Annotated in this window: 20 protein-coding genes and 1 pseudogene; 6 read left to right on the top strand and 15 right to left on the bottom strand. The window is 66.5% G+C overall.

The genetic code is table 11. From position 1 onward, the window contains the following. Positions 1–39: 39 nt before the first annotated feature. From CKW28_RS02110 to CKW28_RS02100, 3 genes are all read right to left on the bottom strand, one after another. Positions 40–1,113, bottom strand: coding sequence for a phosphotransferase family protein (locus tag CKW28_RS02110; RefSeq protein WP_003923892.1), 1,074 nt, complete (start codon positions 1,111–1,113; stop codon positions 40–42). Positions 1,114–1,197: 84 nt separating this feature from the next. Beyond that, positions 1,198–2,346, bottom strand: coding sequence for an Rv3169 family protein (locus tag CKW28_RS02105; RefSeq protein WP_003923893.1), 1,149 nt, complete (start codon positions 2,344–2,346; stop codon positions 1,198–1,200). Then, entirely contained in the window at positions 2,343–3,509 is a 1,167-nt protein-coding gene (locus CKW28_RS02100; RefSeq protein ID WP_157997565.1) for a phosphotransferase family protein, read from the bottom strand. The genes CKW28_RS02105 and CKW28_RS02100 overlap by 4 nt, the downstream gene beginning before the upstream one ends. Before the next feature lie 120 nt (positions 3,510–3,629). Here CKW28_RS02100 and CKW28_RS02095 point away from each other — a divergent pair, with 120 nt between their 5' ends. Next, the gene (locus tag CKW28_RS02095) at positions 3,630–4,079 is read left to right on the top strand and encodes a nuclear transport factor 2 family protein (RefSeq protein ID WP_003923895.1); all 450 of its coding nucleotides are present in this window, start codon (positions 3,630–3,632) and stop codon (positions 4,077–4,079) included. A 91-nt stretch (positions 4,080–4,170) separates the two neighbouring features. On the opposite strand, the gene CKW28_RS02090 is transcribed toward CKW28_RS02095, so the two are convergent. The 7 genes from CKW28_RS02090 to CKW28_RS02060 form a co-directional block, all read right to left on the bottom strand. Beyond that, entirely contained in the window at positions 4,171–5,775 is a 1,605-nt protein-coding gene (locus CKW28_RS02090; RefSeq protein WP_003923896.1) for an FAD-dependent oxidoreductase, read from the bottom strand. 15 nt (positions 5,776–5,790) lie between these two features. Further along, complete coding sequence (locus CKW28_RS02085) at positions 5,791–5,985, bottom strand: ferredoxin (RefSeq protein ID WP_040546046.1); 195 nt, start codon at positions 5,983–5,985, stop codon at positions 5,791–5,793. Further along, positions 5,985–7,373 carry an aldehyde dehydrogenase family protein gene (locus CKW28_RS02080; protein WP_040546047.1) on the bottom strand — a complete coding sequence of 463 codons (1,389 nt, stop codon included), beginning with the start codon at positions 7,371–7,373 and terminating at the stop codon, positions 5,985–5,987. The genes CKW28_RS02085 and CKW28_RS02080 overlap by 1 nt, the downstream gene beginning before the upstream one ends. A gap of 9 nt (positions 7,374–7,382) precedes the next feature. Continuing rightward, the gene (locus tag CKW28_RS02075) at positions 7,383–8,174 is read right to left on the bottom strand and encodes a coniferyl-alcohol dehydrogenase (protein WP_003923899.1); all 792 of its coding nucleotides are present in this window, start codon (positions 8,172–8,174) and stop codon (positions 7,383–7,385) included. Positions 8,175–8,184: 10 nt separating this feature from the next. Beyond that, a complete protein-coding gene (locus CKW28_RS02070) occupies positions 8,185–9,453 on the bottom strand; it encodes a cytochrome P450 (RefSeq protein WP_003923900.1) in 1,269 nt (422 codons plus the stop codon). After that, positions 9,450–10,994 (bottom strand): acyl-CoA synthetase, encoded by a 1,545-nt coding sequence (locus tag CKW28_RS02065; protein WP_050811876.1) that lies wholly within the window; start codon positions 10,992–10,994, stop codon positions 9,450–9,452. The genes CKW28_RS02070 and CKW28_RS02065 overlap by 4 nt, the downstream gene beginning before the upstream one ends. Positions 10,995–11,459: 465 nt before the next feature. Further along, positions 11,460–12,581, bottom strand: coding sequence for an NDMA-dependent alcohol dehydrogenase (locus CKW28_RS02060; protein ID WP_003923902.1), 1,122 nt, complete (start codon positions 12,579–12,581; stop codon positions 11,460–11,462). Between the two features lie 236 nt (positions 12,582–12,817). Here CKW28_RS02060 and CKW28_RS02055 point away from each other — a divergent pair, with 236 nt between their 5' ends. The 4 genes and pseudogenes from CKW28_RS02055 (at position 12,818) to CKW28_RS02040 (ending at position 17,324) form a co-directional block, all read left to right on the top strand. Next, positions 12,818–14,191 carry a flavin-containing monooxygenase gene (locus tag CKW28_RS02055; protein WP_003923903.1) on the top strand — a complete coding sequence of 458 codons (1,374 nt, stop codon included), beginning with the start codon at positions 12,818–12,820 and terminating at the stop codon, positions 14,189–14,191. Between the two features lie 62 nt (positions 14,192–14,253). Next, complete coding sequence (locus CKW28_RS02050; RefSeq protein WP_003923904.1) at positions 14,254–15,174, top strand: alpha/beta hydrolase; 921 nt, start codon at positions 14,254–14,256, stop codon at positions 15,172–15,174. Next, positions 15,171–16,245: pseudogene (locus CKW28_RS02045) on the top strand (TIGR03857 family LLM class F420-dependent oxidoreductase). Before CKW28_RS02050 ends, CKW28_RS02045 begins: the two are co-directional and overlap by 4 nt. After that, positions 16,245–17,324: a phosphotransferase gene (locus CKW28_RS02040; RefSeq protein ID WP_003923906.1), complete on the top strand. Its 1,080-nt coding sequence runs from the start codon at positions 16,245–16,247 to the stop codon at positions 17,322–17,324. Before CKW28_RS02045 ends, CKW28_RS02040 begins: the two are co-directional and overlap by 1 nt. Positions 17,325–17,415: 91 nt before the next feature. Here CKW28_RS02040 and CKW28_RS02035 read toward each other — a convergent pair whose 3' ends face one another. The 5 genes from CKW28_RS02035 to CKW28_RS02015 are packed head-to-tail and all read right to left on the bottom strand — an operon-like array spanning position 17,416 to position 22,583. Further along, complete coding sequence (locus tag CKW28_RS02035; protein WP_003923907.1) at positions 17,416–18,732, bottom strand: phytoene desaturase family protein; 1,317 nt, start codon at positions 18,730–18,732, stop codon at positions 17,416–17,418. 23 nt (positions 18,733–18,755) lie between these two features. Continuing rightward, entirely contained in the window at positions 18,756–19,916 is a 1,161-nt protein-coding gene (locus CKW28_RS02030; protein ID WP_003923908.1) for an acyl-CoA dehydrogenase family protein, read from the bottom strand. A gap of 4 nt (positions 19,917–19,920) precedes the next feature. Continuing rightward, positions 19,921–21,132, bottom strand: coding sequence for an enoyl-CoA hydratase-related protein (locus CKW28_RS02025; RefSeq protein ID WP_003923909.1), 1,212 nt, complete (start codon positions 21,130–21,132; stop codon positions 19,921–19,923). Beyond that, positions 21,122–21,577 (bottom strand): MaoC family dehydratase, encoded by a 456-nt coding sequence (locus CKW28_RS02020; RefSeq protein ID WP_040546048.1) that lies wholly within the window; start codon positions 21,575–21,577, stop codon positions 21,122–21,124. The genes CKW28_RS02025 and CKW28_RS02020 overlap by 11 nt, the downstream gene beginning before the upstream one ends. A gap of 16 nt (positions 21,578–21,593) precedes the next feature. Further along, positions 21,594–22,583 carry a DUF7064 domain-containing protein gene (locus tag CKW28_RS02015; protein WP_003923911.1) on the bottom strand — a complete coding sequence of 330 codons (990 nt, stop codon included), beginning with the start codon at positions 22,581–22,583 and terminating at the stop codon, positions 21,594–21,596. A 137-nt stretch (positions 22,584–22,720) separates the two neighbouring features. On the opposite strand from CKW28_RS02015, the gene CKW28_RS02010 reads away from it, so the two are divergent. Continuing rightward, a complete protein-coding gene (locus CKW28_RS02010; RefSeq protein WP_040546063.1) occupies positions 22,721–23,758 on the top strand; it encodes an MBL fold metallo-hydrolase in 1,038 nt (345 codons plus the stop codon). The last annotated feature ends 27 nt before the right edge of the window (positions 23,759–23,785 follow it).

Genomic DNA, 23,785 nt, shown 5'->3' with positions numbered 1-23,785 from the left:
GCGATACCTTCCTCATGCCCCGGCGGCAGCCGGGGTCTTTCAGCCGGTGCGCGGTCCAGCGCCCGTGCACCGGGCGAGATGTTCGGCTGCCGAGGACAACAGGGTCGCGATCGAGCTGTCGAGCTGCTCAAGGTCGACAGCCCCGTGATCACCCATCTGCCCCTTGCGCCGCCGGACCAACACACCTTGCAGCAGGCCGGCGGCCCGCCATTGCGAGAACGCGCGGTAATAGTCGATCCCGTCCACCGGGACACCGGAGACCGCATGGTAGATCTCGATCATCTCGTCGCGGTCCGGGAAGCCCCCGGCCCGCGTCGGGCTCGGCATGACGATGCCTGGTTCTTCCGGCGCCCGCCAGTCGTCGAGCAGCCAGGCCAGGTCCGCGAGCGGATCGCCGATAGCGGCGAGCTCCCAGTCCAGAACCGCGGTCACCTCGCCGCCGTCGACCAGCATGTTCGACAGTCGCAGGTCGCCGTGCATGATCACCGGAGGTGCGGACCGCGCAGGCATCGACTGCGCCAACCCGTCCCGCAGACGTTGCCACCCGGCGTCGTGCCGGGTGTCGCGGCCGTAGACGTCCCAGGCCTGGGTCACCCGCCTGATCTGCCGTTCCAGGTACGGAGACCGCGGCTCGGGAAGTCCCAGCCTTCCGGTGTCGAGGGTGTGCAGCCGGCCCAGGATGGTGGCCACCTGACGGCCGATCTGCTGACGCTGTGCCGGGGTGAGCGGCCCGGCGTCCTGCTCCGACTCCAAAGCCCGGCCGTTCACCCGTTCCATGACGAAGAACGGGGACCCGTCAGGAGAACGGCCCATTCCCACGACACGGGGCACCGGAATACCGCTCGACTCCAACGCGGCGATGATCCGGGCCTCCCGGTGCACGTCGTGGGCGCTGCCGACCGCGGCACCGGGCGGCGGTTCGCGCAGGATCCACTCGCGTCCGGCACCGTCGGAGACGCACGAGGTGATGTTGGATTGGCCGAAACCCACCCTGGTCACCGTCACCGGCTCCTGGACGGACTGGCCGTTGCGCATCAACCACTGCGCCACCGCGGCGGGTCGGTCGCACATCGACCGCGCTGGTTCGGCCGCCCGCGTGCTGGTGTCGGTCATGGCACTCCTAACAGCTGTTTTCTCGTTTCCATTAGGGAATTGGGTGGTTACGTGCCGTCCGCGGTGTGCGAGCGCTCGGATGGCTCAGCGATACGTGCGAATGGCCAGCCCCAGTTCCGGGAAGCGCCCCACCGCCTCCGACTGCAGACCGCACCAACCGGATTCGCCGGTTACCTCATCGGTGACCCGTGCCAAAGTCTGGCGCAGCTGATGCAACTCCGGTTGCAGATCCGGTTCCTCGATGTCGTCGATGCACTCACCGTCAACGACCAGCCTGCCGCGGTCTTCGCCGTGGTAGTGGCCCTTCCAGCCATAGTAGAGGCCCGGTCCCAGGCACGCTGCCGCGACCCCGATCGGTTCGACGACGAACCGCCGCTCGGTGCCGTCGGCCATCTCGCAGTCGAATGTGACTTCGAGCAGGCGCTCCGACGACGGATCGAATCTGTGCTGCATCACGGTGTTCACCGCCGCCACCTGAGTGCCTTCCTGTCGAACGATCCGGGTGTTGTCCTCGACCACGGTGCCGTTCGGGCCTTCGCTGATCCAGTGCGAGAGGTGTACGGCGTATTCGCCGTCGGCGCCGTGGAGCAGTCCCGGCGCCCAGACCATCCGGAAGTTCGTCTCCGCACCGATCTCGTGCTGTTTGGCGTCGGCCGGCGGCGGACCGACGTGCGGGCGAATACCCCAGGAGTGGTCCCGCACCTGGAAGGACGACGACCGGCTCAACTCATAAACCTCGCCGGCCACCTCGATGCGGCCCTCGGCTGAGCCGGTCTGGATGAACCGGGTGACGTCGTCGGTGGTTCGGTAACCACGGACCACCGTGTTGCGCTCGGTCAACGGCTGGGTGTGTCCGTACAATGTCAGGTCGAATGCGATCGGCTGCACATCGTTGGGTTCGAGGATGCAGCGCACCGCCGAGAGCGGTTCGACGACCTCGTAGCGCAACGGCCCCACCGCCGTGACCGTCGGGTCCGGATAGAGGCGCCGACTGCCCCGCACGGTGTACTGGGTTTTTCCGATCGTGACCATGCCGAATCCGTCGAACACGTTGCGGTTCAGGTAGCGGCCCATCCCGAACCCCACGTGCAGTTCTCCACTGGTATCGCCCGCGCTTCCAAAAACGCGTTCGGTCCATGCAGGATCGGTGGTCGCCACCTCGGCGAAGGTCCCGACATGTTGATGAATCATCAGTTCATCGGCATCGGTGAGTTGCGGTGGCCGCCGATTCATGACAGTGCCTCCAATTCGTCGAGGGCATCGAGTGAGTCGAGATCGTCGAAAGCCGCCAGCAGCCGGTCCAGCCAGGTCCTGACCAGCTGCCAGCCGCGGTCGTTCATGTCCACTGCGCGCGCGATCGCCACGGTGTTCTGCAATCCGTGGAAGACCCCCAACCGCAGATCCGAGCGGCAATCCTCCTCCGAGTAGCCCTGCACACCCAACTGGATCAACCGACGGTGGTAGGTGCGCAGCAGTTCATGTTCGTGTTCCCGGCGCACCTCGGTGGGAGTCGAGGCGCCGAGGAACCCGCCGAGATCCCGGCCGGTGTGGGCCACTGACACCGTCTGCCAGTCCACCACGACCGGACGGGCACCATCGTGCACCGGGAACAGCATGTTGTCCGGCCGGTAGTCACCGTGCACGAGGCCGTGCGGACGCCCGGCCGCCACCCACCAGCGATCGGCGCGCTCGACGAACCTGCCGAGAACGCGATCTGTCGCGCTGCCGGGTTCCACGGCCATCACGTTGCGGAAGTGGTCGATATTTCGTTGCGTAATCCGCTGATAACGGGCACCCTCCACCGCAGACGGCGGCTTGAGCAGGTTGTCGCCGGGCGGGAACGGCCCGTTCCAGAGCGGGGCATGCAGTCCGGCGAGATTGACCATCGCACCGTGGAGTTCAGCCGGTTGCGGGGTCGCGAACTCGTCGCCGGGGCTCGCGGGGACGATGTCTTCGAGCAGTAGGACGAACCGATCACCCTCGGGCGCGATCCACTCCGCATAGCTCTTCGGCACCCTGACGTCCAACCTTGCCGCGAAATCCCGGTAGAAGCGGACTTCCTGCTCGTAGAAGCCTGGACGGTTCGGGAAGCCGAACCCGCGCCGCCCGGTGTGCCGGCTTGCCGCACCTTCCGTTGCATACTTGAGCACCAAGGTCTTCGGTGCGGACTCGTCGTCTCCGGAAAGGGTCAGCGTCAACCGCTGCGCCGCGGCCATCATGCCGTTGCCGATCGGCTCACCGCGGAAATTCAACACGTCCACGTCGTGGCCGGCTGCCCGCAGACATCCGGTCAGCCATTCCGCGGTCACCTCGTCCGCGGTCGTCGGGCCGAGAGCGCGCCGCTTTTCCATCAAACCGCCTCGCACGTTCTCTAATCTAGAGTAAATTCCTTGCATACTAACAAGCTGACGCATTTTCTGCAGGAGTCATGCCCCCTGAGTGGAACAGGACTCATCTTTTTAATGGTCTGTAAGTTACGTCGCGGGCTCGAATCCGCGTATCCAGGAAGGAGAGCGATGACCACACCCAACCCGACACCGCATCCCACCGAATCGGGCTTCGCCGCGGCATACTCAGCCGCCTGGACGTCGGATCCGCAAGTCCTGGTGCAGTTCTTCGCGCCGAACGGGGTCTACACCGATGTCGCCATGGGCGGGACTTATCAGGGACCCGAGGGCATCGCCCGGTTCCACAGGTACATGCTCAAGTTCACCTCGGACACGGTGATCGAGTTCGGCGAGACCCATGCCTGCGACGGTCGCCTGGTTGCCCACTGGGTGTGGAGTGGAAGCTTCGACGGACCATTGCGTCTCCGGTCAGGGAAACTCATCGATGCGACCGGAACCCACTTCAGCGTTCCCGGTGTCGCGGTGTGCAGGTACGACCCGGCGGGCAAGCTGACCTCCCATGAGGACTACTGGGATCTGGCCACCGTACTCGATCAGGCCAAGGTGCCGATCGGCTGATCCGTCGAACGGGATCACCGATCCGACAGCGGAAATCGAAAGTGGCGGCCGTTCGACAAGAACGGCCGCCACTTTCGCTGTATCGGTTCGGCTACCGCTGTGCCGCTCCGATCAATTCGGACCGGGCGACGTACTTCACCCGGGGCCGGCCGGATTCCCGGCCCCGCCGGCGCTCGGCCTCGTCTATCCGCCGCCAGCCGGACCAGTCGACGGGTACGGTGCCGCGCCGGCGCAACAATGCCTCGATGTCGGTACCGGCAGCGGTCGGGTCGGACAGTAATCCACTGCGGTGATCCGCCAGGAGCAGGCCGACCGTCTCCTGCGCGCAGGTTCGGTTGGATCCGATGAAACCGCGCGGACCACGCTTGATCCAACCGGTGACGTACACCCCGGGCACCGTGCGACCCGCCTCGACCACCCGGCCGCCCTCGTTGGGCACCACTTCTCGCTCGGTGTCGAACGGCAGACCCGGAACCGGTGTGCCGCGGTATCCGATCGACCGGAGGACCAGACCGGTGTCGATGATCCGCCCGAACGAACCGTTTCCGGACCGGGTGGGGTCGACACGTACCCCTTCCACGCGTTCGGATCCGACGATCTCGACCGGCGTCACCCCGAACAGGAACACCAGTCGCTTGTTGCCAATGCTCCGTGCACGCTGCCGATAACGTTCGGCGACATCGTATTTGAGCGCACTCTCGAAGTCGCCGTCCCGCCGATCACCGACATCGCCGTCGATCACGATGTCCACACCGTCCAGTTCGCCCACCGCAAGGAATTCCCCGAGGGTGAACGCGGCGTCGCCCACTCCGCGGCGACCGATCACGACGACTTCCTCGATCCCGCTGTCGGCGAGTCGACGGAGTGCGTGATCGGCGATGTCGGTGCCGGCCAACTGCCCGGGATCACTGAGCAGTACCCGGGCGACGTCCAGCGCGACATTACCGTTGCCGATGATCACCGCACGCCGCGACGACAGATCGATGGCGTCGTCGACGTGGTCGGGGTGACCGTTGTACCAGCCCACGACCTCCGCGGCCGCGTGACTGCCGGGCAGGTCCTCCCCCGGGATGCCGAGTTCACGGCTCGACGACGCCCCGACAGCATAGATCACCGCATGGTGGCGGTCGAGTAGTTCGGTATGCGAGATATCCTCACCCACCGTCACATTGAGGTAGAGCCGTAGATCCGGATGGGTCAGCGCCGGTTCGAACACCGACACGACCCCCTTGGTGCGCTGGTGATCGGGCGCCACACCGGACCGGATCAGCCCGAACGGCGTCGGCAACCGTTCGAACATGTTCACCTCGACGCCGGGAGTCCGTATGAGCTCGGCCGCCGCATAGCAGGCCGCGGGGCCGCTGCCCACGATGGCGACCCGCAGAGCTCCCGCCGCCACCCGGTCGCGGGGCTCCTCCGAACTCATCGCCCGCACGGCCAACGGCCGGCTGACGAAGTACTCCGCATTGATGTCCCGGAAGACCGATTGCCCGGTCGGGAGGTCATCTTCGTGATAGATGGCCCCCACTGGGCATTCAGCCTCGCACGCACCACAATCCACGCATGACGCGGGATCGATGTAGAGCATGGTCGACTCGTTGCCCTCGGCTGACGGCACAGGCCGGATACAGTCGACCGGGCAGACCGGTACGCAACTGCCGTCGTTGCAGCAGTTCTGGGTGATGACGAAGGCCACTGATCCTCGTTTTCGTCAGGACGCGTCCATCGAGAGGGCGCGGGTCGGGCAGTTGGAGATCGCCTCTTCGACGGCCGCTCGTTCCTCGGCGTCCAGGTTGTCTTTGATGACCCGGGATTGGCCGTCGTCACCGATCTGGAACACCGTCGGGGCGGTGACCTCGCACAACCCGATCCCGGTGCATTTGCTGAGATCCACCCGCACTGCCATCAGAACATCCTCCGCATGAGTTTGAGCGCCCGCTCGGTGTAGGGCGGGTACACCAGCGACGGGTCGGGCCGGCTCGGCTTGGCGAGCACCGCGCGGCGGTGGCTGAGCGCTTCGAAGCCCCACCGACCGTGGTAGGCGCCCATTCCGCTGTCTCCGACGCCGCCGAAGGGCAGTTGCGGCACCAGACAGTGCATCGCGAGATGGTTGATCACCGCACCACCCGACGGGATCGCGTCGATCAGCCGGCGACCGGTTTGGGTCGACTTGGTGAACACGTACATCGCCAGTGGTTTCGGCCGGTCGTTGACGAATTTCACCGCGGCATCGGCGGATTCGATGGTCAGCACCGGGAGGATCGGTCCGAAGATCTCCTCGGCCATGACCGGGTCGGTCGGCACCGGATCGACGATCACCGTCGGCTCGATACGCAACCGCGCCCGGTCTGTGCCGCCGCCGGAGACGATCCGGCCGCTCGTGGTGGCGATCAGCGAGGCCAGCCGGTCGAACTGACGCTCGTTGACAATGCGCAGCGACGGTGATTCCCCGGCGCGGAAGGCCTTTACGGTATCGACGATCTTGGTGACCAGCGCATCTCGGACCGAGCGGTCGACGAGGACATAGTCGGGGGCGATGCAGGTCTGCCCCGAGTTCATCAACTTGACCCAGGCGATGCGTCGGGCCGCCACATCGAGATCGGCGTCGGCGGTGACGATCACCGGGCTCTTCCCGCCGAGTTCAAGGGTGACCGGTGTCAGGGTGGGCGCCGCGGCGGCCATGATCTTGCGTCCGACCTCGGTACCACCGGTGAACAACGCGTGATCGAATCCCTGCGCCAACAGGTCCTGGGTGGTCTGTGCGTCACCCTCGACCACCTTGATCGCGTCCCCGTCCAGGTAGCGCGGCACCAGGCGGGCCAACAGCGCCGAGGTGGCCGGCGCCAGTTCGGACGGTTTGATCACCGCGCAGTTGCCCGCTGCGACGGCCGCGACCAAGGGTCCCAGCGACAGGTAGAGCGGATAGTTCCACGGCCCGATGATCAGGACGACCCCGAGGGGATCGTATTGCACCCAGCCGCGACCGGGCCGTTGGGCCAGCGGCAGGCTCACCCGCTTGCGGCGCATCCACTTCTTGAGGTGCCTGCGCGCGTAGCCGGCCTCGGCGACGGTGGAGGCGATATCACCGAGCCAGGCTTCGACCGCCGACCGGCCCAGATCGTGTTCCAGCGCCTCGGCGATGGCGGCTTCCTGCTCCCGGCACAGCCGTTCGATCCCGGCCAGCTGGGCCAGTCGCCACCGCAACGGCTTGGTGCGGCCGGTGGCGAACACCTCGTGCAGCTGATCCCGCACCCCGGTTGTCGGGGAGTTGCGGCTTTCAATACTGATAGTCATCGCATCCCTCTAGAATTCGGGTTTAGGCACGACACCGGAAGCGACCGCTCCGGTGATTCCGCCGTCGACCGCGACCGCTTGTCCGTTGATCCACCGGGCGGCATCGGATGCCAGGAACACCACCACATCGGCGATGTCGTCGGGGCTGGCGTGCCGCCCCAGCAGCGCCTTGACCCCGTCGAGGGTGTCCTTGCCCATCGACTCCTCGAAATCGGCGAGGATCGGCGTCTCGACCGGACCGGGCAGCACCGCGTTGATGCGGATTCCCCGCTGTGCCGCGGTCAGGCCCATCGTCATGGTGTAGACGGTGGTGACCTCTTTGGAGAAGTTGTAGGCGTTGCCCTGCTGCGGATGCTCCTTGAACCAGCGGGCACCGTCTTCGAACGACTCGGTGGCCAGCAGGTCACGGATCGCTTCGAGTCGCTCGGGCCAGCCGAAGCCCGCGGTCGAGGACACCGTGGTCACCGTGCCCCCGCTGTTGAGCCGGTCGAGAAACGCCTCGGTCAGGTGGCGTACCGCGAGGCTGTTGACCGCCAGCACCGTCTCACCCGGTGCGGTGCCGGGAATTCCGGCGATGTTCATCAGCCCGTCGTAGCTGCCCTCGAGCTGTTCCACGGCCGCGTCGATGCTGCGCGGGTTCGCCAGGTCCACCTCGATATGCCTGCTGACCGGGGCGCTCGGCGGATTGCGGTCCATGGAAGTGACCTCCGCACCCGCGGCAAGCAGCTTGCGAGCGGTCGCGTCACCGATTCCCGACGCCGCCCCGGTGACGACATAGCGCCTATTGGTGAATTCAGACATCGATGAACTCCTAATCGAGGGTGTAGGGCAGCGATTTCACGGCCCGCATGAAGTTGCTGCGCAGATACGACGGTTCGCCGACCCGCAGGGTCGGGGCGCGGAAGAGCAGTTCGCGGAACATCGCCTCGAGTTGCATCTTGGCCAGGAAAGCGCCCATGCAGTAGTGCGGTCCGCCACCGCCGAACGCCACGTGCGGGTTCGGCTTGCGCCGGATGTCAAACTTGTGCGGATCGGTGAAGGCCCGCTCGTCACGGTTGCCCGACGAGTACATCAGCAGCACCCAGTCGCCCTGCTTGAGCTCCTGACCGCGTAGCACCGTGTCTTCGGTGACGGTGCGCCGGAAGGTCATCACCGGGGTCGCCCAGCGCACGAACTCCTCGATGGCCGTGTGGATATGCCCGTCGAAGTCGTTGAGCAGCAACTCCTTCTGATCCGGGAACTCCTGCAGCGCCATCGTGGCGATCGAGGTGCTGTTCCGCGTGGTGTCATTGCCCGCCACCGACAACAGCACGAAGAACGCGCCGAGCTCGTCATTGGTGAGCCGCCGCCCGTCCACCTCCGCCTGCACCAGCTGCGACATCAGATCGTCGGTGGGTTCCGCGCGACGCTGATCGGCCAGCTCCATGGCGGTTTCCCGCAGCGCCGTAAGCGATTCCAGGATCACCTGCATGGGTTCGCGGCCCGCGGCGACCTCCGGGTCGGCCCACGACACCATGCCGTCGGCGTGGCGGGTGGTCTCATCGCGCTTCTCCGGCGGCAGGCCCACCATCTCGTAGATCGTCCACATCGGCAGCTTCTTGGCGACCTGCTCGACGAAGTCGCCCTCTTTGGTCTTGACGAAGTCGTCGACGATCTGCTTGGCCTGATTGTTCACCTGATCGCGGATGATGGACAGCCGCCGCGGGGTGAACACCGAACTGATCAGGCGCCGCAGGCTGGAATGCTCCTCTCCGTCCATCGACAGGAACGACTCCGCCAGCACCAGCATCTCCGGCGGGATCGCCTCGACCTGTGTGCCCTGACCCGAGCAGAACAGTTGCGGGTTCTTGCTGACGTACTCGATGTCCTCATGGCGGGTGATCGCCCACACCCCGTCCACCGGCGGGGGCATCATGGTGCCCTCGATCGGCGGGTGCCAGCTGACGGGCCGCTCATCGCGGAGGATCTTGAAGTACGGCTCCCTCTCCTCGGCGGTCTTGGACCAGAACTCCAGGGTCGAGATGCAGATCGGATCGAACGGCGGCCGGTCGACGCGGGGTTCGGTGGTCTCGGTGGTCATCGTGCTGCCTCCTGGTAGCGATTGATCAGAACTCGTTTGGCTAGTTTTCCGGTGGCCAGCCGGGGAAGTTCATCGACGAAGTCGACCGACCGGGGTGCCTTGTAATGGGCAATGCGTTCGCGCACATAGGCGATGATCTCCGCGGCCAATTCATCCGACGCCTCAACGCCCTCGCGCAACTGAACCACGGCCTTCACCTGTTCGCCCATCTCGGGGTCCGGCACACCGATCACCGCCACATCGAAGATCTTCGGATGCAGGGTCAGGACGTTCTCGATCTCCTGGGGGTAGATGTTCACCCCGCCAGAGATGATCGTGAACCCCTTGCGGTCGGTCAGGAACAGATAACCGTCCTCATCGACATAACCCACATCGCCCACCGTGCACCAGTTCTCATGCTGTGGATGACGGGACTGCGCAGTCTTCTCCGGATCATTGTGGTAGACGAACGGGGCTACCTCGCGCTCGAAGTAGATGGTGCCGATCTCACCGGGGGGCAGTTCGGCACCGGCGTCATCGCAGATGTGCAGAATGCCCATCGCCGCCCTGCCCACCGAACCCCGCTTGGTGCGCCATTCCTCGGTGGTGATGATCGTCGTGCCGTGCTGTTCGGTGGCACCGTAGTACTCGACGAGAATCGGTCCCCACCAATGGATCATCGCGTCCTTGACATCCGGCGGGCACGGCGCGGCCGCGTGCACCGCCAACCGCAGGGACGACACGTCGTACCGAGACCGAACCTCTTCCGGCAGTTGCAGCATCCGGACGAACATCGTCGGCACCATCTGAGTGGCCGTCACCCGGTACTTCTCGATGGCGTCCAATGTCTGTTCGGCGTCGAACCGTTCCATCAGGACGACTGTTCCGCCCAGTGCATGCACCGCACCGCACCACTTCAGCGGTGCGGTGTGATAGATCGGCGCGGGCGACAGGTAGACGTCATCGTCACTCACCCCGAACGCGTGCTGTAGCAACCCGACGATCGGATCCGCAGGTTCATCGATCTGAACCGGAATCCGGTGCGGCTTGATGCCTTTGGGCCGCCCAGTGGTTCCCGAGGAGTACAACATCTCCGAACCGCGGGGCTGGTCGGTCAGGCGGGTGTCACCGGCGGATGCCAAAAGCCCGTCGTAGCTGGCATAGCCGTCGACCGGGCCCCCGAACGCATACCACTGCTCGACGTCAGTGACGAGCTTCGCGACCTGTTCGCCCAGATCGCGCACCCCGGCCGAGCAGAAAACGACCTTCGCGCCGCTGTCCGACACGATGTAGGCCGCCTCCTCAGGCGCCAGATGCCAGTTGATCGCCGTGATGTAGAGACCCGAACGAAGCGCCGCCCAGTACACCTCGAACGCGGTCGCCGTGTTGTCAGTCAGCAGGGCGATCACGTCACCCGAACGCAGCCCGGTGATGTGCAACGCGGCGGCCAGTCGGGCCGAACGGTCCTCCAGCTGTCCGTACGTCAAGACAGCGCCGGTGCCGGCCATGACGACCGCAGGGCGATCCGGCGCGGTCGCCGCATGCGCTCCCGGATACGACATCAAACCTCCCTGCCGTCGGTGGTTGCACTACACAGATCCATCGCTGACCCGCTCTCTAAAACTGATTAAATTCAGCCGCCAGAAGGGTGCCACTTGACGGCTGTCATAGTAGCCAATCACATGACCGATGTCACACTGACGCCAAAACTCTCCCTACACCGCACATGCTGGAGCAGCGAAACACCAGGTCAGAAACGTTGCATCGGCTCTGGGTGCCACGCCTGATCCGGATATCCGCAGAATGGTGGTGGTCCCGCTCATCCGCGAAATTGTGTTTCAAAACTGTCGTATCTCGGGCACCGCGGGCGCAGCTTGCCCAGGTCGAGACCCCAACGCGATCCGCTCAGTCCGATACCGGCGAGAACGATGCGGTCTCACCCGGGTGCATCGGCGGAGATCCCGGCGTCGTGGGCGCGGCCGGGTTGAGCTACCGCGCCCACGGCAAACCGCCGGGTCAGCGCGAAATCAGTGCTGGTGAACCATCACGCCGCGAATGTTGCGGCCGGAAAGCATGTCGTCATACCCCGCCGTGATGTCCTCGAGCTTGTATTCGGCGGTGACGACTTCGTCCAGCAGCAGCTGACCGTTGCGATACAGGCGCAGCAGCCGGGGGATGTCGGCCCGCGGATTCGCCTCGCCGTAGAGGCTGCCGAGCACCCGCTTCTGGAACAGGGTGGCCGCCCCCATCGACATGGTGACGGCCTGGTCGGTGATCGGAGCGATCGCGGTCATCACCACCGCACCGCCCTTGCGGGTCATGTTGAGTCCCTCTTCGATCATCGTTCCGCGCAACACACCGACGGTCAGGATCACCGAGTCGGCCATCACACCGCGGGTGAGCTCGGCGACCAAGGCCGTCGCCTCCTCGACGGAGGTGACGAAATGTGTTGCGCCGAACTGCATCGCCTTCTCGCGCTTGGACTCCACGAGGTCGATCGCCACGATGTGCTCAGCACCGGCCACCCGCGCACCCTGGATCGCCCCGCTGCCGATACCGCCACATCCCCACACCACGACGGTGTCGCCCGGTTCCACCGCGGCGGTGTTCACGGCCGAGCCCCAGCCGGTCGTGATACCACATCCGAGCAGGCATGCGCGCGCCAGCGGGATGTCGTCGTCGATCTTGACGACGGACGCCTCCGGAATCGATCCGTACTGCGAGAAACTTCCGACGAAGGACATGGCACCGACGTTCTTGCTGTTCACGCGGCGGCGGAAGGTGCCGTCCGGCTGCGTACCGGTCATGAGCAGCGCGCCGAGATCACACAGGTTCGACTGTCCGGTGGCGCAGAATCGGCACCGGCCGCAGGCGGGGATGAATGAGGCGACCACGTGGTCACCTTCCTTGAGACCACGCACGCCGGGGCCGACCTCGACGATGCGGCCGGCACCCTCGTGCCCGCCGATCATCGCCACCTCCGGAATGGGGCCGCCGAAATCGCCGAGGCGGAGGTGCTCGTCCGAGTGGCACAGCCCGCTGGCCTCCCACGCCACCAGCACCTCACCCTCTGCCGGCGGATCGAGATCGACCTCTTCGATACTCCACGGGGCCCCGAACTCGAAGAGAACCGCTGCTTTGGTTTTCACTCTCGCCTCCTGCGTAGGCGCACTGCCGCGATACGACAGCGCCACTTTCAAACATAGTTTAAGCGGGCTTTGATGCCCGAGATACTGGTGGTTCTCTCTCATTTCTACAGGGGATCTCGCTCGTTGAGGACGAGATGATGAATCAATATTCGATTTTTTTGGGAAACACCGGTCCCTCCGGGCGACTCGGGCTTACGGTGGCGTCGGACGATCAGGCACAGCACCCAGGAGACAAGATGTACAGGCCCCCGCGTACCGCGATCATCGGCGCCGGGATCAGCGGTCTCACCACAGCAAAGAACCTCGGCGACGCCGGTGTCGAATACGTGTGCTTCGAGTCGTCGGACCGGGTCGGTGGCAACTGGGCGTTCCGCAACCCCAACGGCCACTCCAGCGCCTACCGATCACTCCACATCGACACATCGCGGGACCTACTGTCCTTCAAGGACTTCCCGATGGATAGGAATCTGCCGGACTATCCGCACCACAGCGAGATCAAGGAATATCTCGACGACTACACCGACGCCTTCGGACTGCGGGAACACATCGAGTTCGAGACCGCCGTGGAACACGCGCACAGACTCGACGGGGGCGGCTGGGAACTTCAGATCAGCGACGGCAGCCGGCGCCGGTTCGATGCGCTCGTGGTGGCCAACGGACACCACTGGGATCCGCGCTTACCGAACTTCCCGGGCCACTTCACCGGTGAGACGATCCACTCGCACTCCTACATCGACCCCACCGAACCGCTCGACCTCCGGGGCAAGCGCATCGTCGTGGTCGGCATCGGCAACTCGGCCGCCGATCTGGTGTCCGAACTGTCGCAGAAGGCCTGGCAGAACAACGTCTACCTGTCCACCCGGTCCGGCGCCTGGGTGGTGCCCAAGTACATCCTCGGCCTGACCGCGGACAAACTGGCGTACACCCTGCCGGTGATCCCGTTGTCCTGGCAGCGGCGGGCCAAGCAGATCCTGCCCCGACTGCTGTTCGGCAACCCGGAGCACTACGGTCTGCCCACCCCGGATCACAAGTTCCTCGAGGCCCATCCGACCCAGTCGGCCGAACTGCTGATGCGGCTGGGCTCCGGCGACGCGATAGCCAAGCCCGACATCGAACGACTCGACGGCGACCATGTGGTGTTCACCGACGGTTCCCGGGTGGCAGCGGACGTGATCATCTACGCCACCGGATACAACATCACGTTCCCGTTCTTCGACCCGGAATTCCTCTGCGCACCCGACAACCGGTTGCCGCTGTACAAGCGGATGTTCAAGCCCGGAATCGACGATCTGGTCTTCGTCGGCTTCGCGCAGGCGCTCCCGACGTTGTTCCCGTTCGTGGAGTGCCAGGCCCGACTGGCCGCCGCCTATCTGGGCGGGTCGTACCGGCTGCCGACGGAGGCCGAAATGCACCGGGTCATCGCGGCCGACGAACGCAAGTACATCGGGCACTTCAAGAACCGGCCGCGGCACACCCAGCAGGTCGACTACTTCGACTACGAACGCGACATCCGCAAGCGGGAACTCCCCGCCGGGCGGTGCCGCGTGGCCAGGTACGGACCGGTCCGGCTCGCCGGCCGGGCCGAGGCGGCAGCCGCCGACGCGGTGTGACATCGGTGGGTTTCGGTTCGATCTCGTTTCGGCCCATTCTGTTTCGGTAAGGAGCATTCGAGATGTCCAATCCGCTACGTATCCCGGCCGAGGGCGGTGCGATGTTGGCCGCATCGCACTTCCCCGCCACCTCCGACGCGTTGCGCGGTCCCAACGGCCGTCCGGGTGTGGTCATGGCGCACGGTCTGGGTGCCACCCGGGACAGCGGCTTGGCGGGTTTCGCGGCGGCGTTGGCGGATGCCGGAGCCGACGTGATCACGTTCGACTACCGCAACTTCGCGGAATCCGACGGCACCCCGAGGCAGTTGGTGTCGTTGCGGGGCCAGATCCGGGACTATCACGCGGCACTGCGTTACCTCCGGTCGATGCCCGACGTCGACGCCCGCCGCGTGGCGGTGTGGGGGGTGTCGCTGTCGGGCGGGCATGTGCTCAAGGTGGCCGCCGAGGATCCGGCGGTGGCCGCGGTGATCAGCGTGACCCCCGCGGTCGACGGACTGGCCGCAGTGGCCACCCTGGCCCGCGCGAACGGACCGGTGCATCTGGCCAAACTGGTCGGCCGCGGACTGTCCGACGTCCTGGCCGCCGCGCTGGGGCGGCCACCGGTGCCGGCGCCGATCGTCGGACATCCCGGTGAGCTCGCGGCGCTCACCGCTCCGGGCGCGGTGGAGGGCATGCTCACCACCGCCGGACCGTCCTGGCGCAACGCGATCGCGGCGCGGCTGTTCCTGCAGATGGGTACCTACCGTCCGATTGCGGATGTCTCCCGGGTGCAGTGCCCGGTGCTGATGCAGATCGCCGATCATGATCAGTCCGCGCCACCGGCGGCGGCCACCCGGGCGGCGACCCGGCTGGGCGCGACGGTGCACCGCTACCCCTGTGACCATTTCGACGTCTATCCGGGAACGTCCTGCCACGACCGGGCCGTCGCCCATCAGGTGGCGTTCCTGCGGCGTGTGCTGGCGCCCGCGGAGGTCGCCTCATGACAAGCCGGATGCCCGAGATCGGGTTCTACACCCTCGCCGGACAGGCGAACCATCCGCGCGACCTGATCGCCGAGGTCCGCGACGCGGAACGGCTCGGGTTCGGCGAGTGCTTCATCTCCGAGCGGTTCTCCACCAAGGAGGCCGCGACGATCAGCGGGGCGGTGGGCGCTGACCGAGACCCTCGAGATCACCACGGCGGCGACGAATCACAACATCCGCCATCCGATCGTCACCGCCGCGTTCGCGACCACCATGCACCGGCTCACCGGGAGCCGGTTCACCCTCGGCATCGGCTGCGGGGTGGTGCCCGTCCAGCGGGTTTTCGGCATGCCGGAGATCACCACCGCGCAGATGGGGGACTTCGCCGCGGTCATGCGCCGGCTGTTCCGGGGCGAGACGGTCGTCGGCCACGACGGTCCGATCGGCAGCTATCCCGCGCTGCGCCTGGATCCCAACTTCGACGAGGACGTCAAACTGGGCATGGTGGCGTTCGGGCCGAATTCGCTGGCGTTGGCCGGCAGGGCCTTCGACAAGGTCATCCTGCACACCTTCTTCACCGACGAAACGCTCGAGCGCTGTGTGAAGACCGTCAAAGACGCCGCGGAGGCGGCCGGCCGCGACCCGGAGCAGGTTCAGGTGTGGTCTTGCTTCGCCACCATCGGCGATCATCTGCCCGAGGAACTGCGGCTACGGAAGACGGTCGGCAGGCTCGCGACCTATCTGCAGGCGTACGGCGATCTGATGGTGCGCACCAACGACTGGGATCCCGCGGTGCTGGAACGGTTCCGCGGGGATCCTGTGGTGCAGACCTTCCAGCCGCCCGGCGGCCCGGTGAAGGTGATCGACAGCCCGTTCACCACCGTGGAGCAGCTCGAGCACATCGCGACGCTGTTGCCCGATGAATGGCTCGCGCCGGCGGCCACCGGCAGCCCGGAGCAGTGCGCCGAGAAGATCAGGGCTCAGCTGGAACTCGGCGCGGACGGGGTCATCCTGCACGGCGCCTCGCCCCGCGAGTTGGAGCCGATCGTTCCCGCGTACCGCGCGATCCGCTCAGGAAAGGCCGCCGATTGATGGCATTCACCGACTACACCATCGCCGAGCTGACCCCGGAGGCGCTGGCGGCCGTGCTGCGCCGGCGCCCCGGATGGGAGGCGCTGACAGTCACGACCGTCGAGTCGCAACCGGTGGGAACCGGTCAGATGGCCAGCAGCTACCGGTTGACCCTCGGCTACGCCGGGGATTCCGGCTCGGCACCGGACACCCTCATCGCCAAGATCTCGAGCACGGACGAGACCAGCTGGCAGATGGCCGTCGCGACCGGGGCCTATGAACGGGAGGTGCGGTACTACCAGCACCTGTCCGGCCTCGCCGCGACCCGCACGCCGGAGTGCTATTTCGCCGAAATCGCCGACGACCGGTGTGGGTTCGCGCTCCTGCTGGAGGACATGGGTCCGGCCGATACGATCGACCAGATCAGCGGATGCACCGCCGACCAGGCCGATCTCGCGCTCGGACAAGCGGCGGCGCTGCACGGGTCCTCGTGGGCGCACGCCGCGTTGCGGGACAACGACTGGCTGCCCGCCCAGGGCGCCTGGGCCAAGCTCGCCGATGCGATACCCCACATCACCCCGATGTGGTTGGACCGTTTCGGTGCACACCTCCGGCCCGAGCACATTCCGGTCGTCGAGCAGCTCGGCGATCACGTGTCGGCATGGCTGGAGACGCTGACCGAACACCGCAGTCTGTGGCACGGTGACTTCCGGCTCGACAACCTATTGTTCGGGGCGCAGGCCGGGGCGACCCCGATCGCCGTCGTGGACTGGCAGAGCGTGGCCTCGGGGCCCGGTGTCATCGACGTGTCCTACTTCCTCGGCAACTCGATGACCGAGGACCACCGGGCCGAACACGAACGTGAGCTGGTCGGCGAATACCATCGCCGGCTGCTGTCCCATGGCGTGCAGGGCTACAGCGCCGACCGCTGCTGGCTGGAGTACCGGGCGCATGCGGTCTTCGGGCTCATGCTGACCGTCCCCGTGTCGCTGGGTGTGCAGGCCACCGAGCGCGGTGACAAGATGTTCGCGGCGATGGCGACCCGCGCCGCGGCGCAGATCCTGGAGAACGAGAGCTACACCGCGCTCAAGTGCCTGTGATGGTCCCCCTGTGATGGTCCCGGAGTGCCGGTGATCGAGTGAGACGACAAGCGGCGGGCCCGGTGGACCCGCCGCTTTCGTATCCGACAGATCAGCGTGAAGCCGCCGGCCGATGACTCGCCAGGATCTTGTCGACCACCAGTTTCGCGGTCTCCGCGCAGGCGGTGGTGCCGCCGTTGGCGTATTCCTTCACGCCGTCCCCGACATTCCACAGATTCGCGAACGGGGTGTCGTGCGGCAGATCGAAACCCGCGACCGCGCGTTGCGGCGGCCAGTCGTCCCGGGTGATCGCGATGTTGAGGATGCGCGCCCGGTTGTCGAAATCGTCGATGTTGTCCCGCAGATCCTGCAGCAGCAACTCGGTCTCGGCGGCTTGGTCGAAGTCGCCGATGGAGGGCTTGGGGACCGCGGTGCCGACGTACAGGTTCCAACCCTCCGGCGCCATCTCCGGACAGGTGTCGGTGAAGTTCGCGATGTAGGCCAGGCGGCGGGACTTCGCGAAGCTCAGCATCCCGGGCACGTCGACCAACCGTTCCCGGCTGGCGAAGTTGACCGAGATCATCGACGTCGGCCGATCGCCCTTCTTGACCATCTTCCGATAGTCCGCGGGCACGTTCTCCTCGCCCAGCAGGGTCACGGTGGCCGCCGGCCCGACATCGCTGACCACCACCGGCGCGGTGAGGGTCAGTTGCCGGCCGTCACGCTCGACCACGACACCCTGCACGGCAGTCCCGTCGGTGAGGATCTTCGTCGCCGGCGTGGACAGCCACACCTGTCCGCCGTGCCGCTCGACGGCCCCGGCCAACCCCCTCCACAATCCGATGGTGCCCTCGGGATGGAATCCGAACCTCTTGAACGCGCTCTTGCGGGTGAAGTAGGTCAGGAAGACCCGTGCGGGCAGGTCCTCGGATCCGACCGCGAACACCGAGGCGCACATGTTGCGGAAAATGCCGTGCACGCCTTCGTTCTTGGTGTACTTCGCCACCCATTCGGCGGTGGAGATCTCGTCCTCGGGCAGACCGGAGTCGTTGCGCGCCGCCCCGATCCCCTTCACCAGCTTGGCGCCCTGGCGGGTCAGCTTGCCCAACAGGAAACCCCAGCCACCGCCGGTCACGTCGACGTTCTTGCCGCCGATCCGGTACAGGATCGGCGGTTTCGGTTCCCGGATGTCGAACGGGGCGCCGACCTCCTCGCAGGTCTGCTGGGTGATACCACCCGTCTCGATGACGATGGCCCCGTTGTTGACCTTGAACCCGTCGATGTCGTCGGTGGACGCGCGGCCCCCGACCTTGTCGAGTCGCTCCACCACCACGGTGCGGAATCCCTGGTGTGCCAGCCGGGCCGCGGTGAACAACCCGCCTGCCCCCGCGCCGATCACGATGGCGTCGAACTCCTGCTCGGTCGTCATCTGTTGTCTCCTCAGCTCGATTCTCAGTAGGACCGGGGCAGACCCAGCGAGGTCTGCGCCACGAAGTTCAGCACCATCTCCCGGCTGACCGGCGCGGTGCGCATGAGGCGGGTGACGAACCACAGTTCCGACAGGCCGTACTCGTAGGACAGTCCGTTGCCGCCGTGGGTCTGGATTGCCTGGTCGAGCGCTTTCAGCGCGGCTTCCGAGGCGGCGAACTTGGCGATGTTGGCCGCCTCGCCGGCGGGTTCCCCGGCGTCGAACAGTTCGGCGCTGCGTGCCGTCACCAACCGGCTCAGCTCCACCGCGATGTGGCATTCGGCCAGCGGGTGGGCCACCCCCTGGTGGGCGCCGATCGGCGTCGACCACACGGTACGCTCCTTGGCGTACTCGGCGGCCTTCCCGATGGCGTATCGACCGATGCCGCCGCACAGTGCGCCCACCATGATCCGTTCCGGGTTCAGGCCGTCGAACACCTGGCGCAGGCCGTTGCCCGCCTCGCCGATCAGGGCCTCCTCACCGACCTCGACGTTGTCGAGGAACACCGTGAACTGCTTGTCGGGCGACACGATCGACGTCGGAATCTGCTGATAGGTCAGCCCCGGCGCATCGGTCGGCACCACGAACAGCGACAGTCTCGACTTCTCCGGTGTCGACAGGTCGGCGTCGCGCGTGACGAGCAGGATCGCGTCGGACTCGTCGACCGCCGAGATGTAGTACTTCGAGCCCGAGATCACCCATCCCGAATCGGTACGCCGGGCGGTCGTCTTGACGTTGTGGCTGTTGGATCCGGCGTCCGGTTCGGTCAGACCGAAGGCCATCCTGCGCGAGCCGTCGGCGATGGTCGGAAGCCAGTCCTTCCGCATGGCGTCCGACCCGTGGTGGGCCAGGATGCTACCGCAGATGGCCGGTGAGATCACCCAGATCAGCAGCGGCATCCCGTGGGCGGCAAGCTCTTCCACCACGATGACCGCTTCGGCCATGCCACCGCCGCCACCGCCGTACTCCTCCGGGAGGTGCACGCCGAGTAGCCCGGCCGCGCCGAGATCCTTCCAGAGCTCGTCGATGTTCCCGCCGGCACGGCCGCGTTCGAGGTAGTAGTGAACACCGTAACGCTGTGCGATCCCGGCGACGGTCTCCCGGATCGCTCGGTGCTCGTCAGTCTCGTGCAACAACCCCGACATGTCTCTACCTTCCGATGAACATGGGCGTCCGCTTGGCGGCGAACGCGTTGATCGCGGCGGCGGCGTCTTCGCTGTCGCCGGTGAGTTTGATACCGCGCGTCTCCGCGGCGAGTTGCGCCGAAAGATCGTTGCGCCAAGAGTCGCGCAGCAGTACCCGCATGGTGCCGAAGGCCAGGGTCGGTCCCGCGGCCAGTTCGGCGGCCAGCTGTTCGGCGTGTTCCCGCAGCCGGTCGGGCGGCACGATCTCGTTGATCAGACCCCATTCCAGCGCCTGCTCCGCCTCGATCGGCTGGTTCCGCAGATACGCCTCCGCGGCGCGGCGCGGACCGATCAGCCGGGGTAGATGCCAGGTGCCGCCGCCGTCGCCGGACAACCCGATGCCCGCGAAGGCCGTGACGAATCTCGTGCCCTCCGCGGCGACCACGATGTCGGCCGCGTAGACGTAGCCGAGCCCGCCGCCGGCCACCGCACCGTGCGCGGCGGTGACGATCGGGACCGGAACCCGGCTGAGGATGTCGAAGGCCTGGTGGAACGGGGTGGTCATCTCGGCGAACAGATCACCGAACCGTTCGGAGCGGCCGTCCAGGAAGTAGCTGATGTCGCCGCCCACGGTGAGCGCCGGCCCGTTGCCGCAGATGAGCACGCACCGCACGGTATGGTCGCCCTCGATGCGCCGGGCCACCTCGAGCGTCTCCCGGCCCATGCGCATGTCGATGGCGTTGCGCATCTCTGGCCGGTTCAGGCACACCGTCGCAACGCCGTTGACGACGCGGTAGTCAATGGTCTCCAGCTCCGCCGGCGCGTCGAGAGCCTCGTGCCAGGCCGCGGTGTCGGTCAACTGCTCCAGGGCAACGACGCGACCGTCGTCACCGAAGGCGATGAGGTGGATGAAGGCGGCGTCCAACGGTTTTCCGCTGCGCCTGGCCGAACCCCGGTACCGCCCCCCGACCATCAGCCGGCCGTCCGGCAGGATCTGGAAGTCCTCGGCCAGTGCGCGGACCTTGAAGTGCTCGCCGATGCGCCACCACAGGTTGGTGCGCATCGCCTCCGCGCCGACGTGCTCGCCGCCCATCTGCAGCGGCAGCCCCTCGGCCGCGCGGCCGACGAAGTCCGGATGCAGCAGTTCATCCAGTGCGTCCCGGTCTCCGCGTGCCAGTGCCTCGTAGAGCCGCTGCGCGGTGCCGACTCTGGTGTCGGACATGGTGTCAGCCGACATACCGGACGATCGACTCGATCACGGCGGCCGGCTTCTGCGCACCATCGATCTCGACGGTGGTCACCATGGTGGCTTGAACCGCGCCGTCGAGGCGTTCGACCTTGTCGATCACCGAGCGGGCACGGACCTTCCCGCCCGCCGGCACCGGTGTGATGAACCGGACCTTGTTCAGCCCGTAGTTGATCGCCATCTTGACCCCGTCGACGCGATAGAGCTCATGCATGAACCGCGGCAGCAGGGACAGGGTCAGCAGCCCGTGGGCTATGGTCCCGCCGAACGGGCCGTCGGCGGCGCGTTGCGGGTCGATGTGGATCCACTGATGGTCGTCGGTCGCCTCGGCGAACTGGTCGATCCGGTTCTGGTCGATGACCAGCCAGTCGGTGGGCCCGAGCTCGCTCCCGGCAGCGGCGGCGAACTCGTCCAGCCCCGAGAACACCTTTGTCACTTGGCTACTCCTTTCCTCAGACGTGTAGCCCGACGGGCACGTCGTCACGCAACTGATCGAGGTACTCGGCCATGCCGTTCAGCGTGCGGCCGTCGGCGTCGGTCCAGCGCACGGTGGATTCGATGATGCGGGTGGTGGCGGCTCCGTCGCGGGAGCGGTGGCGCAACGGCGCCGACGCCAGAACCTGACCCGCGAACCGCCAGGTGTGATCGGCGCCGACGGCCTCGACGCGGACCTCCTGCTGATAGTGCTCGCTGTCCCGCACCGTGGTCACCGTTGCCGCATGACAGCTGTGCAGCGTCGTGCCGTCCCAGACGAATCCGCCACTGCGGAAGCTGCCGTCCGGCTCACCGAAGTAGGCGACCATGAACCCCTGGTCGGCAGCCGAACCGTGCAGCCACCGGTAGAACCACGGCGCCTGCCAGGACCGTGGGCCCCAGGAGTGGTCGCGCAGCCCGTATCCGGCGACGGCGGTGCGGATGTCGCCGATCTGCACGGTCCCGGAGACGGCGGCCAGTTGCTCGTAGTGATTGGGCGCGAACGAGGCGCCGTCGCCCTCTCCGTCGAACGTACCGGCGTACGGCGGCGCGATCGCGGTGTACTCCAGTTCGACCCGGCACGGGGCGGTCGGACTCCCGCTCAGCGCGCGCTTGGGGTCGATCAGGTCGCGCGGGTCGGCGAGCAGGGACACCTCACCGTCGAAGCGCACCCGCTGCTGCCTCATCGGGACCACGATGTCGATGCCGAGTCCGCCGGCGTTCATCTCGTCGTTGGTGGTCACGGTGGGCCGGGCGAACCCGAACGCCAGCGCATCGTCCGGCAGATACAAGCAGACGGTGCGTTCACCGCGCCCCTCGTTGGGCCGGTTGGCCATCCGGAGAAACCCGCCGATGCCCGCATCCGGATCACTGAACTGGAAGTACATCGACTCGTTGAACGTCGGCTCGGGCCCGACCGGATGGGTGTAGTCGTCCCGGTCGGTGATGGCCGGTGGCGTCGCGCTCACATCAGATCCAATCTGTTTAATCTTGATTAAGCCCATGGCCGACAGACCGCCCTCGCCTGTGTGTCTACAATCTAACACAGGTTTTTATTGTCTGTTAAACTGCGTTTTTGCACTTGACCACGGAGCTGTCGGTGAGCATTGATTCCCCTGACCTCGGCGCGGCGACCGGCTCGGACACCGCCGATCTGCAACGCATCGCACCGCGCGTGGTGCGCGCCGCGATCCCCCTGCCACTGCCCGACCTGAAGGTGATCAACGCCTACCTCGTGGCGGGTGACGACGGGGTCACGCTGATCGATCCCGGCTGGGCGTGTGCGGAATCGGAGGAGAAGCTGCTCGCCGCCCTGGACACACTGGGATACACCCGCTCGGACGTCCGACGGATCCTGGCGACCCACGCACACTGGGACCACTACTCGCTCGCCGTCAAATGGCGCCACGAACTCGGTGTCGAACTGGCGCTCGGCAGCGGGGAACGACATTCGATCTCGTCGTTCGATCCGGACCGCGGGCTGCATCCGGCCCAGGTCGGCATGCTCACCCGGGCCGGCGCGCCCGAATTGGCCCGCCAGGTGCGCCGGCTGAAGTGGCAACCCTACGAACGCGATGTCGCGTTCACGCCGCCGGACCGCTGGCTCGAGGACGGGGACCGCATCGACTGCGGCGGCATCACCCTGACCGTCCGCTCGACACCCGGACACACCCGGGGGCACGTCGTGTTCGCCGACGAAGCAAACCGGCTGATGTTCACCGGTGATCATCTGCTGCCGCGGATCACGCCGTCGATCGGCTTCGAGGACTCCCCCGAACCGCTGCCGTTGCGGTCGTTCCTGTCCTCGCTGCGTCTGGTCCTCGACCTGCCCGAGCACCGGATGCTGCCGGCGCACGGTGGCGCCGATCGCACCACCACGGTGCGCGCGGCCGAGCTCATCGAGCACCACCGAGACCGGTTGGCACTGGTGGCAGACCTGGTCGCGGCCCGGGGACAGGCCACGGCGTACGAGATCGCCACCCGGATGCGGTGGACCCGTCACGACCGTCCGATCACCGACCTGGACCCGATCCACCGGATGGTCGCGGTGATCGAGGTGATGTCGCACCTCGATCTGCTGGTGCATCAGGGCACGCTGGCCGAGGACACATCGCATCCGGCGTCGGTCTTCCAGCCGGCGTGACCGGCCATGTCGCGCTGATCACCTGCC

It is taken from the genome of Mycolicibacterium thermoresistibile, from assembly GCF_900187065.1.
Lineage (GTDB): Bacteria > Actinomycetota > Actinomycetes > Mycobacteriales > Mycobacteriaceae > Mycobacterium > Mycobacterium thermoresistibile.
The sequence above is the reverse complement of the archived record's forward strand: the minus strand, read 5'-3'. Positions and strand labels throughout refer to the sequence as shown.

Coding starts and splice junctions, on each gene's coding strand:
- CKW28_RS02035 (WP_003923907.1), bottom strand. CDS start 18,732: ATGACGACCGAGCAGGAGTTCGACGCCATCGTGATCGGCGCGGGGGCA.
- CKW28_RS02040 (WP_003923906.1), top strand. CDS start 16,245: ATGGCATTCACCGACTACACCATCGCCGAGCTGACCCCGGAGGCGCTG.
- CKW28_RS02050 (WP_003923904.1), top strand. CDS start 14,254: ATGTCCAATCCGCTACGTATCCCGGCCGAGGGCGGTGCGATGTTGGCC.
- CKW28_RS02075 (WP_003923899.1), bottom strand. CDS start 8,174: ATGTCTGAATTCACCAATAGGCGCTATGTCGTCACCGGGGCGGCGTCG.
- CKW28_RS02030 (WP_003923908.1), bottom strand. CDS start 19,916: ATGTCGGGGTTGTTGCACGAGACTGACGAGCACCGAGCGATCCGGGAG.
- CKW28_RS02055 (WP_003923903.1), top strand. CDS start 12,818: ATGTACAGGCCCCCGCGTACCGCGATCATCGGCGCCGGGATCAGCGGT.
- CKW28_RS02085 (WP_040546046.1), bottom strand. CDS start 5,985: ATGGCAGTGCGGGTGGATCTCAGCAAATGCACCGGGATCGGGTTGTGC.
- CKW28_RS02080 (WP_040546047.1), bottom strand. CDS start 7,373: ATGACTATCAGTATTGAAAGCCGCAACTCCCCGACAACCGGGGTGCGG.
- CKW28_RS02095 (WP_003923895.1), top strand. CDS start 3,630: ATGACCACACCCAACCCGACACCGCATCCCACCGAATCGGGCTTCGCC.
- CKW28_RS02105 (WP_003923893.1), bottom strand. CDS start 2,346: ATGAATCGGCGGCCACCGCAACTCACCGATGCCGATGAACTGATGATT.
- CKW28_RS02110 (WP_003923892.1), bottom strand. CDS start 1,113: ATGACCGACACCAGCACGCGGGCGGCCGAACCAGCGCGGTCGATGTGC.
- CKW28_RS02025 (WP_003923909.1), bottom strand. CDS start 21,132: ATGTCGGCTGACACCATGTCCGACACCAGAGTCGGCACCGCGCAGCGG.
- CKW28_RS02070 (WP_003923900.1), bottom strand. CDS start 9,453: ATGACCACCGAGACCACCGAACCCCGCGTCGACCGGCCGCCGTTCGAT.
- CKW28_RS02065 (WP_050811876.1), bottom strand. CDS start 10,994: ATGTCGTATCCGGGAGCGCATGCGGCGACCGCGCCGGATCGCCCTGCG.
- CKW28_RS02100 (WP_157997565.1), bottom strand. CDS start 3,509: ATGCAAGGAATTTACTCTAGATTAGAGAACGTGCGAGGCGGTTTGATG.